Consider the following 11,839-nt stretch of genomic DNA (forward strand, 5'->3'; position numbering starts at 1 on the left):
TCGAACATGCTGACCTTGTCCTTGCCGCCGAAGATCGGCTTCAGCTTGGCGTCGGCCAGGATCTCGCGCTTGTTCGCGGGATTCTGCAGGTTGTTCTTCTTGATGTAGTCCCAGATCTTCGAAACGGTTTCCCCGCGCGAAAGCTGGCCCGCGCCCACCACAGCAGCCAGTTCGGCCGAGGGCGTCAGAGGCTTCTGCAGGGCGTTCGTGTTCTTGGTGGCCATGGGCTCCCCCAGCTAGTGATGGTGAAGCGACGTCCCGGCGGGGGTCGCCGAAACCCGAGTCGCTTGGCGCATCCTAACGCGGAGTCTGCCGCGCGCCAGCGGCGATGCGCCCGGTATGGTTGAGGGGCGGCGACCCACCCTTCCCTTGCGGCGCCCCGTGGAGGCCCGTGACCGGCGGCGGCGGCGCGAGCGTGCGGCCGAAGAGGTCGGCGAGCTCGGTGCTCCAGGGCTCGGTCTCGTAGATGTCGGTGTCGAAGAGAACCCCGGCAACGGTCAGCGCCGTCTCCAGGAGCCCGACGCCTCGCGGGACATGGCCGACACGATAGCCGATGCGGACGAAGCCGTTGATCCTGCTTGCGATTTCGAAGGCCGCGCACGGCCCGAACCCCCGTCCGCCATAGGCCGCGACGGCCGCGACGCGCTCGGCCCGGCGGGCCGCGAGTTCGAGGGCCAGGTCGGCGCCGACGCCGAAGCCCAGGACGCCCACGCGGGCGTCGTCGCAGTCGCGCTGGTCGGCGAGATGATCCAGCGCGGCCGAGGCGGCCTCGCGGAGGTCGTCGGCGCGGCGCCCGGAGACGTCGGGCGCCAGGACGAAAAAACTGTGGGCGGATAGGCGCCTGGCCCGCCGCCGGCGGGTCGAATCGCCCTCCCCGGCGTCCCCGAGCAGCAGAATCGGGGCGTGGCGGCCGGGTGTCTCGGGGCAAGCGACGAGGGCGTCGAGGGCGCCGTCGTCGAGCGGAATCTCGATCAGGGCGTGGGTCATTCGCCGAACTTATTTCCTATCATTTTAATAGGAAAATGCCGAATGTCTGGGAGGGCCGACAGATTTCCTCGCCCTGCGCACGAGATCTGCCCGCGCCATCGGCGGAACCCTAGGCAGGGCCATCGGCACAGGCTGTTATGGCGCCAGGGAGCCCGCCATGACCGACGCCATCCTCTACGAGACGCCCCGCCCCGCGATCGTGCGGATCGTGCTGAACCGGCCGGAGAGCCGGAACGCCCAGGACACCGCCCTGCTCTACGAGCTGAACGCCGCGTTCGACCGGGCGGCGCGGGACGACGCGGTCAAGGTGATCGTCCTGGCGGCGAACGGACCGCACTTCTCGTCGGGGCACGACCTGCGCGAGGGCGGCTCAATCGCCGCGCAGATGGCGCCGTTCGACGTGGTCGGGACCTGGTGCGGTTTCGGGTGCGCGGGCGCCGAGGGGCGGATGGCGCGGGAGAAGGAAATCTACCTCGGCCTCTCCGAGCGCTGGCGCAACATCCCGAAGCCGACGATCGCCGAGGTCCAGGGCAAGTGCATCGCCGGCGGGCTGATGCTGGCCTGGCCCTGCGACCTGATCGTGGCCAGCGACGATGCCGCCTTCTGCGACAACACCGTCGGCATGGGCGTGGGCGGCGTCGAGTATTTCCACCACCCATGGGAAGTCGGGGCGCGAAAGGCGAAGGAATTGCTGTTCACCGCCGACTGGCTGAGCGCCGACGAGGCCAAGGCGCTGGGGATGGTGAACCATGTGGCGCCGCGGGCGGAGCTGTCGGCGTTCACGATGGCGCTGGCCGAGCGCATCGCGCTGAAGCCGATGTTCGCCCTGAAGATGGCCAAGGAAGCGGTGAACGCGGCAGAGGACGCGCAGGGCCGCCTCTCGGCCATGAACCAGGCCTTCGCGCTCCACCAGCTCGCCCACAGCCACAACATGCAGGTCCACGGCGTTCCCGTGGACCCCAGCGGCCTGCAGGTGCGGGCGAAGGGATAACCTCCCCTCCGCGAACGTCATCCCGCGGCTTGTCCGCGGGACCCATGAACACCGCTGAGCGTGTTGCCCCCCAGCATCGCCGCCGCGGCATTTTCCGGCGGCGTCCGCGCGCATGAGTCCCACGGACAGGCCGCGGGATGACGTATCTGAGGGAGGATGTAGAATCCGAATCTCCGCAGGGGCCACTTCGCATGGATATCGTTCTCGACGGCATAGATCGGCGGATCCTGCGGGAGCTGCAGCGGGACGCCACGATCGCGGTCGCGGAGCTGGCGCAGATCGTGGGCCTGTCGCAGACGCCGTGCTGGAAGCGGATCAAGCGGCTGACAGACGCAGGCGTCATCATGCAGCGCGTGGCGTTGCTGGACCGGATGAAGCTGGACCTGGGGCTAGTGGTGTTCGTCTCCGTGCGGACCAGCCGGCACGACCAGGAGTGGCTGGACGCTTTCGCCGGCGCCGCAAGTTCGCTGCCCGAGGTGGTGGAGTTCTACCGGCTGAGCGGCGACACGGACTACCTGATGAAGGTGCTGGTGCGCGACATCGCCGCCTACGACGCCTTCTACAGGAAGCTGATCGCGACCGTGCCCCTGTCGGACGTGAGCTCGGCGTTCGCGATGGAGCAGATCAAGTCGACCACCGCCCTGCCCGTGTAGACGGACGCGCCTCGGGCAGGATGGCCGTTTGACATAACGCGACGGCAGGCGGCCAAATTGTCGCCAACGAAGAAGAGCTTTTGGGGAGGCGTGCGCGTCATGGGATGGACCATTGCGGATGTGTGGGAAGCCATCGCGAGGTCGCAGCCCGACCAGCCGGCGCTGATCCAGGCCGACCGCGTCATCACCTGGGGGGCATTCGACGCCCGCTCGGATGCGCTGGCGGCGCACTTCATCGCCAGGGGACTGAGCCAGCAGGCCAAGGTGGCCGGGTATCTCTACAACGGGCCCGAGTACCTCGAGACCTACTTCGCCGCCTTCAAGGGCGGGTTCGCGCCGGTGAACACCAACTACCGCTACGGACCCGAGGAGGTGCGCTACCTCTTCGACAACGCCGACGCGGAAGCCGTGGTGTTCCACGCGGGCTTCGCCGAACTGCTCGAGAAGATCCGGCCGCAACTTCCGAAGGTGAAGGCCTGGGTTGCGGTGGCCGAGCCCGGCCATTCCGTGCCGGCTTGGGCCGACGACTACGGCGCAGTGGTGGCGAAGGTCCCCGCCCAGCGGCCTGTGAAGGCCCCCTGGGGCAGGTCGGGCGACGACCTTCTGCTGCTCTACACCGGCGGCACGACCGGGATGCCGAAGGGCGTGATGTGGCGCCAGGACGACCTCTTCCAGGTGCTGGGCGCCGGCGGCAACGCGGCGCTGGGCATCCCGCCGGCGACGTCGATCGAGGAACTGGTCGAGCGCATCAAGGGGCCGGAACACCTGAAGGCCACGATGATGACGTGCGCGCCGCTGATGCACGGCACCGGCCAGTTCTCCGCCTTCATCTCCTTCAACGGCGGCGGCACGGTCTGCGTGCTCCCCTCGCGCAAGTTCAACGCCGTCGAGCTCTGGAACGAGGTCGAGCGACTGAAGGCCACCAACGTCGTCATCGTCGGCCTGGCCTTCTCCACGCCGATGCTGGAGGCGCTGGACGCCAATCCGGGCAAGTGGGACCTGAGTTCGGTGCGTTCGATGAGCTCGTCCGGCTCGATGTGGAGCTACGAGAACAAGAAGGGCCTCCTCGGCCACATCCCGCAGGCCGTGATCGCCGACAGCTTCGGCTCGTCGGAGGCGGTGGGCCTGGGCGCCTCGGCCTCGGCGGCCGGCGCGGAAGCGCAGACGGCGGCCTTCATGCTGGGGCCGAACACCGGGGTCTTCACCGAGGACGGCCGGCGGGTCGAGCCCGGCTCGGGCGAGCGCGGCCTGGTGGCCGTAAGCGGCTTCCTGCCGATGGGCTATTACAAGGACAAGGCCAAGTCGGACGCGACGTTCAAGATCATCGAGGGACAGCGCTGGAGCGTGCCCGGCGACTGGGCGGAGGTGAACGCCGACGGGACGCTGAAGCTGCTGGGCCGTGGCTCGGTCTGCATCAACACCGGCGGCGAGAAGGTCTTCCCCGAGGAGGTCGAGGAGGCGCTCAAGCGGCACGCCGCGGTGCGCGACGCAGTCGTCGTCGGCGTGCCGGACCCTCGCTTCGGCGAGCGGATCTGCGCCGTGGTCGAACCCGAGGCGGGCGCGGAACCCACCCTGGCGGAGCTCTCGTCGCATGTGCATTCCCAGCTCGCGGGCTACAAGGCCCCGCGGGAGCTGGTGGTGGTCGATTCCATCGGGCGGGCCCCCAACGGCAAGGTGGACTACAAGGCAGTGAAGGAACGGGCGCTGGCGGCCTTGGGCGCCGCCGTCTAGTTCGGGTAACAGGGTCTGTGGATGTGACGGACGGCCCGGCCGGCGGCGGACGCCGGATGCGCGGTCGGATACGTCGCAGGGGGATGACGAAGGCGTGACGGAAAACCAGGACGCGACGGCGCCGGACGCCGGCGGGCGGCGGCCGGGCGGCTTCCGCAGGCGTTGGATCATCATGATCGCCGGCCCTGTCGCGGTGCTGGCCGTGCTGGCCTACTTCCTCCTGACCAGCGGGCGATCGGAGACCACCGACGACGCCTATGTGCAGATCGCCAAGACGCCGGTCGCGCCCTCCATCTCGGGGCGGGTGATCGAGATCTACGTGAAGGAAAACCAGTCCGTGAAGCGCGGCCAGGTGCTGTTCCGGCTGGACCAGCGGGACGTGAAGGCCGGCCTCGACCTGGCCGAGGCGCAGCTTTCGGGCGCGCAACTGGCCGTGCGCCAGGCCCGCGCCGCCTACGAGCGCGAGACGGCCAACATCGCCGCGGCGCGCGAGAACCTGCGGTTCGCCGATCGCGAGCTGTCGCGCCAGCGGCAGCTCAACACCGCGGGCGCCGTGTCGGGCCAGGCCGTGGACCAGGCCGCGCACGCGGCCAACCAGGCGCGCGACCAGCTCGCGGTGGCCCAGCGGCAGGCGGCGCAGGCCCTGGCGGCCCTGGGCGGCGATCCCGACATCGGCGACCGCGCGCCCAGCGTGATGCAGGCCAGGGCCCAGGTGGAGCGCGCCCAGTTGAACGCCGGCTACGCCACGGTGATCGCACCGGCCGACGGCGTGGTGGCCCGCGTCGACCAACTGCCGGTGGGCGCCTACCTGAACGCCTCCCAGACCGCCTTCTGGCTGCTGTCGGGCCAGGCCTGGGTCGAGGCCAACTTCAAGGAAAACCAGATCGGCCACATGCATGTGGGCCAGCCGGTCGAGATCGACATCGACGCCTATCCGGGCGGGGTCCTGAAGGGTCACGTGGCGAGCTTCCCGCCCGGCACCGGCGCCGCCTTCTCGGCGTTGCCCGCCCAGAACGCCACCGGCAACTGGGTGAAGGTGACTCAGCGCCTGCCCGTGCGGATCGAGTTCGACAGGCCGCCCCCGGACCGCGCCGCGCGCGCCGGCCTCTCGGCGACCGTGAAGGTCGACCTGCGCGGCGGACCGCGCCAGGCGCCGTGACCGGCTCCCCTCGCCTCCTCCGGCTGCTGGCGGCGCCGGTGCTGCTGCTCGGCGCCTGTACGACGGTGGGCCCGGACTTCAAGCGCCCCGACGCGCCGGCGGGCGCGGCCGACTACACGCCGCCCGGCGAGGCGAAGGCCGCGGTCGTCCAGCTCTCGCCCGAGGCGCGGGCGGCCGGGCCCTGGTGGCTGGCGTTCCGGTCCGAGGCGCTGGACCGGACGGTGCGGCTGGCTCTGGCCGAAAGCCCGGACGTCGCCGAGGCGCAGGCGACGCTGGAGCGCTACCAGGCCGCCGCGAGCGAAACGGCAGGCGAGCGCGGGGTGCAGGTCGAGGGCACGGGAAACGCCGCCCGGCAGAAGTTCAACTCCAAGTCCTTCGGCATCAAGAGCGGCAGCACCAACTCGCCGTTCAGCAGCTTCGGCACGCGGACGTTCAATCTCTTTTCGCTCGGCGCGCGGGTGACCTACGACCTCGACCTGTTCGGCGGCGAGCGGCGACGCGCCGAGCAGGCCGGCGCGCGGGTCGAACAGGCCGAGCGCGAGGCGGACGCCGCCTACCTGACCCTGTCCGCCAGCGTGGCGCTGCAGGCGATGCGGATCGCGGGGCTGCGCGACGAGATCAAGGCGATGGAGGCGATCGTCGAGGACGACCGCACCCTGCTGGGCCTCGCGCACAAGGCGCTCAGCATCGGCGGCATCCCGCGCACGACCCTGACCGGCATCGAGGCGCAGCTCGCCGAGGACGAGGCGGTGCTCCCGCCGCTGCGGCGCCAGTACGACACCGCGCGCCGGCAGTTGGCGCTGCTGGCGGGCAGGTCGCCCGGCGACTGGACGCCCCCGGACTTCGACCTGGCGCAGATCGCCGTGCCGGCGCAGGCGCCGGTGAGCCTGCCGTCGGAGCTGGTGCGGCGCCGGCCGGACATCCTCGCCGCGGAGGCGGACCTGCACGCGGCGACGGCGGCCATCGGCGTGGCGGTCGCCGACCGGTATCCGGCCCTGCGGCTCTCGGCGAACGGCAGCCTGTCGGGACTGACGCCGGACGACCTCTTCTCGCCCAGCTCCACCGGCTACACGCTGGCCAGCGGACTGACCGCGCCGCTGTTCGACGGCGGGGCGCGCAAGGCCCGCACACGGGTGGCCGAGGCGGAGGCGCGCGTCTCGCAGGCGCGCTACCGCCGCACGGTGCTGAAGGCGTTCAACGAGGTCTCGGACGCCATGGCCGCGCTGAAGACGGACGAGGACGAGATCGCCGCGCTGACGCGTGCGGTGGGCCATAGCCAGCAGCTCGCCGACGACACCCTGGCCGCCGCGCGGCTCGGCGGGCGCACGGCGGCCGAGGTGATTCAGTCGCGGCGGCAGATGGACCGCGACCTGCGCAGCCTGGCCGAGGCCCGCGCCCGGCGGCTGTCGGACATCGTGACGCTCTATGCCGCCTCGGGCGCCGACTGGCGCGAGGCGCAAACCGCCGGAGGCGTCGGTGGCGTCGGCCCAGGACGTTAGGAACCGGATCCCGATCACCGGCGCGCTGATGCTGGCGACGCTGATGAACACCCTCGATTCCACGATCGCCAACGTGGCCCTGCCGCACATGCAGGGGAGCCTGTCGGCGTCGCAGGACCAGATCACCTGGGTGCTGACGTCGTACATCCTGGCGACGGCGGTCGCGACGCCGATGGCCGGCTGGCTGAGCCAGAAGATCGGGCGCAAGACCGTGCTGGTCTACTCGATCATGGGCTTCACGATCGCGTCGATGGCCTGCGGCATGGCGCAGACCGTGGAGGAGATGGTGGCCTTCCGCGTGCTGCAGGGCCTGGCCGGCGCCGGGCTGATGCCGCTGTCGCAGTCGGTGATGCTGGACATCTTCCCGATGTCGATGATCCCGCGGGTCATGAGCATCTGGAGCGCCGCTGTGATCCTGGGGCCGATCGCGGGCCCGACCCTGGGCGGCTGGATCACCGAGAACCTCGACTGGAGGTGGGTCTTCTTCATCAATCTGCCGATCGGCGTGCTGGCCTGGCTCGGCTGCCAGAACTTCATGTCGCGCGACCGTGGCGGACGCGAGCGACCGTTCGACTTCATCGGGTTCGGCGGCCTGATCGCGTTCATCGTCGGCCTGCAGATGGCGCTGGACCGGGGTCCGCAGAAGGACTGGCTCGACGCGAAGGAGATCTGGTTCTACGCCGCCGTCAGCGCGGCGGGGCTGTGGGTGTTCATCGTCCAGACGGCGACGGGACGGCACCCGTTCTTCCACCGCGACCTCGCCAAGGACCGCAACTTCATCGCCACGACCATCTTCAGCTTCTTCGTCGGCGTGCTGCTGTTCTCGACCTCGGCGCTCCTGCCGTCGTTCATGCAGAACCTGATGGGCTATTCGGCCATGCAGAGCGGCGAGGCCAGCGTGAGCCGCGGCATCGGCTCGCTGATCGCGTTCCTGCTGGTTCCGTGGCTCGTGGTGAGGATCGGCGCGCGGCTGTCGCTCGGCATCGGTCTCATCCTCAGCATCTGGGCCCTCTGGATGATGGGGCAATTCAGCCTGGCCATGACCGCCATGCCCATCGTGGCCAGCGGCTTCGTGCAGGGCTTCGGAACCGGCCTCCTGTTCTCGCCGCTCAGCACCCTGGCCTACGCGACGCTGGACCCGGTCCATCGCGTGGAAGGCACCATCGTCGCCACCATGGCCCGCAGCCTGGGCTCCAGCGTCGGCATCTCGGTGGTGCAGGCCATGGTGATCCGCGACGCGGCGGCGGCGCATTCGAACCTCGCCGGCCGCATGGATCCGTCCAGCCCGTTGCTGCACGGCATCCTGCCGCGGTTGATGGACCTCGACACCCTCAGCGGCCTGACGATCCTGAACGGCGAGGTCACGCGGCAGTCGTCGATGCTGGGTTACGTGAACATCTTCAGTTGGATGGCGCTGGGCACCTGCGTGCTGATCCCGCTGGTGTTCATCCTGCGCCCCGCCGCTCCGGTCGCCCGCGATCCGACCGAGGTCCACGCCGACTAGGCCGCATTCGGCGCTCGGCGGTCGGCCGCCTCCGGGGCGTAGAGGGCGCGGGCGGCGCGGCAGTCCTGCGCGTTGCGGGCCCTCCAGGCCTCGGCGCTGCCAGCGTCGTCGGCGTCCACGTAGGCCCCCGAGATCAGGTTGCTCTTCACGCACATGGCCAGGAGGTCGCCGCGGACGCGGGCTTGCGAATACTCGCCGATCAGGCTGCGCACCTGTTGTTCGCGGTAGGCCTTCATGCGCGCATCGACGTTCGTCTGGCCGCAGCCGACGAGCGCGAGGGACAAGGCGACGGGCAAGGTGGGCCGCATGGCCCCGCGAGCCTACTTCCCCCGCGGTTCCTTCGCGAGCCGGCTCATCAGGAGGGCGGCGCGCTTGGCCTGGACGTCCAGGCTCCTGAGGTCGGCGGCCTCGCCGGGCGCGTGGCTGCCCTCGCCGGCCATGCCCATGCCGACCAGTCCGTCGATGAACGCGACGAACGAGATGTCGCCGGCGCCGCGGTTGGCGGGGTCTCCTGCGGGCATTTCGGGCAGGCCGAGGCTGACGTTCACCGCGTTCAGCCTGGCGAGCAGCGCCTTGTTGCCGTCGGTCGGGGCCATCGGCGGATAGCCGTCGTCCGAGAACGCGAGCTTGGCCTCGGTCTTGTCGAGGTGGCGTTCGACGATCGCCTGCATATGCGCGCGCACGCGGGTCTCCTGTTCGGGCGACAGCGTACGGATGTCGCCGCGGGCGATGGCAGTGGCGGCGATGACGTTGGCCTTGCCCGCGGCGGTTCCGCCGGTGTCGTCGCCGTTCAGGTCGGCCTGCGAGCCGCCGAGGATCAGGCCGACGTTGTAGGTCAGGTTCGGTTCCGGCAGTTCGCGGCGGAACGCGTCGAGGATGCGCACGAGTTCGTAGATGGCGCCGCAGCCGGCGTCGCCACGGCACACCCCGGACGAGTGGCCGGACCGGGCGCTGGCATGGATGGTCCACGAGGTGGACGAGCGCCTCGCGATCGAGCCGATGTCCTTGCCGCCGCTGCGCGAAAGACCTTCGAAATCAAGCGCGACGTCGCTCTTCTTCGCGGCTTCGACGAGGTCGGCGCGGGCCACGGAGAGCGGTGCGCCGGGATTCTCCTCGTCGCCGGTCAGGACCACCGTGATGTCGGCGTCCCTCAGCGTACCGGCCGCTTGCATGGCCCGCAGCGCGGCCACGATCACCACGTCGCCGCCCTTCATGTCGCCGACTCCGGGGCCCTCGGCGAGATCGCCCTCGACCTTCCAGCCCAGGAAGCCGCTGTCGGGCTCGAAGACGGTGTCCAGGTGACCGATCAGCAGCATTCGCTTGCCGCGGCCGTTCCCCTTGTGGGTGGCGACCAGGTGGCCGGCGCGGCCGGCGTGCGCCATGGGGACCCATCGGACCGTGAAGCCAAGCTGCTCGAATTCCGGGCGCAGCATCGCGCCCACGCGCTCGACGCCTGCGAGGTTCATGGTGCCGGAATTCACCTTCACCAGCTCTTCGAGCAGTTCGCGGTTGCGGCCACGCTCGGCGTCGATGGTGGCGACCATCTTCGCTTCGGCGGGCGTGAGTCTGGGAGCGGCCCGGGCCGGCGATGTCAGCGCCGGCAGAGCAAAGAGGAACGCCGCCACGAGGGCGGCGGAGGGGAACGCGCGAGTCGGCATTCCCTCCTTTTAGCCCGGTTGGCTCCGCAGGCTACGGACGAATTCCACGAGCGCGGATCGCGAGACGCCGCGTGGCAATCCTGCGTAGGCCTTGAGCAGTTCCAGCGCGCCGGGCTCCGCAAGCAAGGCCGCGACCTCATCGACCGCGCCGCTGTTGACCGATGCTTCCCCGAACATCTCGGCCACCGGCACGCCCAGGGTCCTGGCGATGCGGGTGAGCATGGAGGCGCTGACGCGGTTGGCCCCGCGCTCGTACTTCTGGATCTGCTGGAAGGTCACGCCGGCCGCTTCGGCCAGCGCCTGTTGCGAGAGCCCACGCACCTTGCGCAGAAGCCGGATCCGCGCGCCGACAGCGACGTCTACGGGATCGGCGGCCGCTTCGGGTTTGTTGGCCATAGGTTGTTCAGGTCTCCTAGATGGGGGCTCCGACGCTACCGTGCCCGGCTTGCCGCATCGTCTGCGGGGGGGACCAGGTCTTCTTGCGGCGAGGGGGTGTCAGAAATGAAATAACAAGCCTCGGCGATCGCAATGCCCACGGCCCGCCGAAGCGGGCCAAACGCCGGCGCATCGCGCTCGAGTTGGATCAACTCTTCTTCATAGGGCATCAGCATCTCCACGAGATTTTGAGCGAGACGCTTGCCGTGCTCCGAATCCATGGGGGCCCCCTTTTTTGGAAACTCGACCATCGAATGGGTGAATGCAAGCAACCCCAACGAGCGGTTCGACGAACAGCGCTCATGCGTCGCAGGAGGCGGAACTCTCGCCCCAGAATGGGTTAGTCGCCTCCAATGGGACACGCACACCGACATGAGGCAGCTCGGACCGCCTGCGAGATCATCGACTTCGACGATGCGCTGCTCGACGCCTGTCCGCCGCGCCTGAAGGCCGAGCTGATGATGGAGGCCGAGCTCCTGGTTGGGGTCTTCGCGCCGTCGCGCACGCAGGCCGCCCTGTCGCGGATCGCGGCGCAACTGTCGGCGGGCGAGCGTGACGCGGAGATCGACCGCGCCCACGCGCGCAGGCTCGCGGCGGCCCTGAAGCGGATCGCGCGAACGTCCGCCACCTCGGACGCCTGACGACGGCCGCGCCACAGGAACACCTACTCCGCGGCTGCGGGCGCGCGCTTCCGGGGTCGGCCTTCCGGACGATCCAGCAGCTTGCGCATGATCCCGGCGAGGACGGCGGCCTCGTAGGGCTTGTCGAGCAGCGGAAACCCGCGCCCCTCGACCACCCGGTGCTCGCCGACGAAGCCGGACGTCAACAGGAGCCTGGCCGGAAATACCGTGACCGAGCGGGCGTGCTGTGGGGGAACCTGCAGCCGCTTCTCGCCTTGCTAGCCGAAGGTGAAGTGCCGCTCCAGATCGCCGCGGATGGCGGTCATGTGGTCGAAATACTGCGAGAAGCCGCCGTTGTAGTTGCCGTCCTGTCGCCGGTTGAACTCGCCCTCGAAGTTGTAATAGCCCGGCGTGCAGTCGGCGTTGCGGCTGGTCTTGCCGCGGTGGGCGATCACCTCCTGGACCCACCATTCCTCGGTCTCGGGCGTCACGTCGATGGTGGCGCATCCCTTGTCGCGGGCCAGCTTGATGCACTCGGCGATGTGATCGCCCTGGGTCTGGAGCATGAAGGTCAGGTTGAACTGGAAGCTGGCCTGATACCC

At 69.7% G+C, this 11,839-nt stretch carries 15 protein-coding genes; 7 read left to right on the plus strand and 8 right to left on the minus strand.

Going from position 1 to position 11,839, the window contains the following annotated elements:
- Both JNL41_RS19025 and JNL41_RS19030 read right to left on the minus strand, forming a co-directional pair.
- The coding region (locus JNL41_RS19025; RefSeq protein WP_293477693.1) for an SWIB/MDM2 domain-containing protein at positions 1 to 224 on the minus strand (224 nt) is incomplete at its 3' end.
- A 73-nt stretch (positions 225 to 297) separates the two neighbouring features.
- Positions 298 to 987 carry a dienelactone hydrolase family protein gene (locus tag JNL41_RS19030; protein ID WP_293477695.1) on the minus strand — a complete coding sequence of 230 codons (690 nt, stop codon included), beginning with the start codon at positions 985 to 987 and terminating at the stop codon, positions 298 to 300.
- Positions 988 to 1,144: 157 nt separating this feature from the next.
- Here JNL41_RS19030 and JNL41_RS19035 point away from each other — a divergent pair, with 157 nt between their 5' ends.
- The 6 genes from JNL41_RS19035 to JNL41_RS19060 all read left to right on the plus strand — a co-directional run bounded on the left by JNL41_RS19035 (position 1,145) and on the right by JNL41_RS19060 (position 8,524).
- Entirely contained in the window at positions 1,145 to 1,978 is an 834-nt protein-coding gene (locus JNL41_RS19035; protein ID WP_293477697.1) for an enoyl-CoA hydratase, read from the plus strand.
- Positions 1,979 to 2,169: 191 nt separating this feature from the next.
- A complete protein-coding gene (locus tag JNL41_RS19040; protein WP_293477699.1) occupies positions 2,170 to 2,631 on the plus strand; it encodes an Lrp/AsnC family transcriptional regulator in 462 nt (153 codons plus the stop codon).
- A 99-nt stretch (positions 2,632 to 2,730) separates the two neighbouring features.
- The gene (locus JNL41_RS19045; protein ID WP_293477701.1) at positions 2,731 to 4,362 is read left to right on the plus strand and encodes an AMP-binding protein; all 1,632 of its coding nucleotides are present in this window, start codon (positions 2,731 to 2,733) and stop codon (positions 4,360 to 4,362) included.
- A 94-nt stretch (positions 4,363 to 4,456) separates the two neighbouring features.
- Entirely contained in the window at positions 4,457 to 5,521 is a 1,065-nt protein-coding gene (locus JNL41_RS19050) for an HlyD family secretion protein (RefSeq protein ID WP_293477703.1), read from the plus strand.
- On the plus strand, positions 5,518 to 7,020 hold the full coding sequence (locus JNL41_RS19055) for an efflux transporter outer membrane subunit (protein ID WP_293477705.1): 1,503 nt from the start codon (positions 5,518 to 5,520) through the stop codon (positions 7,018 to 7,020). Before JNL41_RS19050 ends, JNL41_RS19055 begins: the two co-directional genes overlap by 4 nt.
- Positions 6,998 to 8,524: an MDR family MFS transporter gene (locus tag JNL41_RS19060; protein WP_293477707.1), complete on the plus strand. Its 1,527-nt coding sequence runs from the start codon at positions 6,998 to 7,000 to the stop codon at positions 8,522 to 8,524. Before JNL41_RS19055 ends, JNL41_RS19060 begins: the two co-directional genes overlap by 23 nt.
- On the opposite strand, the gene JNL41_RS19065 is transcribed toward JNL41_RS19060, so the two are convergent.
- From JNL41_RS19065 to JNL41_RS19080, 4 genes are read right to left on the minus strand one after another with little or no spacing between them, the layout of a single operon-like run.
- The gene (locus JNL41_RS19065; RefSeq protein ID WP_293477709.1) at positions 8,521 to 8,820 is read right to left on the minus strand and encodes a hypothetical protein; all 300 of its coding nucleotides are present in this window, start codon (positions 8,818 to 8,820) and stop codon (positions 8,521 to 8,523) included. The two genes, JNL41_RS19060 and JNL41_RS19065, sit on opposite strands and share 4 nt — an antisense overlap.
- Positions 8,821 to 8,844: 24 nt before the next feature.
- Positions 8,845 to 10,182 (minus strand): M20/M25/M40 family metallo-hydrolase, encoded by a 1,338-nt coding sequence (locus JNL41_RS19070; protein WP_293477711.1) that lies wholly within the window; start codon positions 10,180 to 10,182, stop codon positions 8,845 to 8,847.
- A 9-nt stretch (positions 10,183 to 10,191) separates the two neighbouring features.
- Complete coding sequence (locus tag JNL41_RS19075; RefSeq protein ID WP_293477713.1) at positions 10,192 to 10,578, minus strand: helix-turn-helix transcriptional regulator; 387 nt, start codon at positions 10,576 to 10,578, stop codon at positions 10,192 to 10,194.
- 35 nt (positions 10,579 to 10,613) lie between these two features.
- A complete protein-coding gene (locus JNL41_RS19080; RefSeq protein ID WP_293477715.1) occupies positions 10,614 to 10,838 on the minus strand; it encodes a hypothetical protein in 225 nt (74 codons plus the stop codon).
- 132 nt (positions 10,839 to 10,970) lie between these two features.
- On the opposite strand from JNL41_RS19080, the gene JNL41_RS19085 reads away from it, so the two are divergent.
- Positions 10,971 to 11,258: a hypothetical protein gene (locus tag JNL41_RS19085; protein WP_293477716.1), complete on the plus strand. Its 288-nt coding sequence runs from the start codon at positions 10,971 to 10,973 to the stop codon at positions 11,256 to 11,258.
- A 23-nt stretch (positions 11,259 to 11,281) separates the two neighbouring features.
- Here the strand turns inward: JNL41_RS19085 and JNL41_RS19090 are convergent, their stop codons facing one another.
- The gene (locus tag JNL41_RS19090; RefSeq protein ID WP_293477718.1) at positions 11,282 to 11,443 is read right to left on the minus strand and encodes a hypothetical protein; all 162 of its coding nucleotides are present in this window, start codon (positions 11,441 to 11,443) and stop codon (positions 11,282 to 11,284) included.
- A 72-nt stretch (positions 11,444 to 11,515) separates the two neighbouring features.
- Positions 11,516 to 11,839, minus strand: a 324-nt coding sequence (locus JNL41_RS19095; protein ID WP_293477720.1) for a hypothetical protein, incomplete at its 5' end; no start/stop codon positions are given.

This window comes from Phenylobacterium sp., assembly GCF_016793285.1.
Classification (GTDB): Bacteria; Pseudomonadota; Alphaproteobacteria; order Caulobacterales; family Caulobacteraceae; genus Phenylobacterium.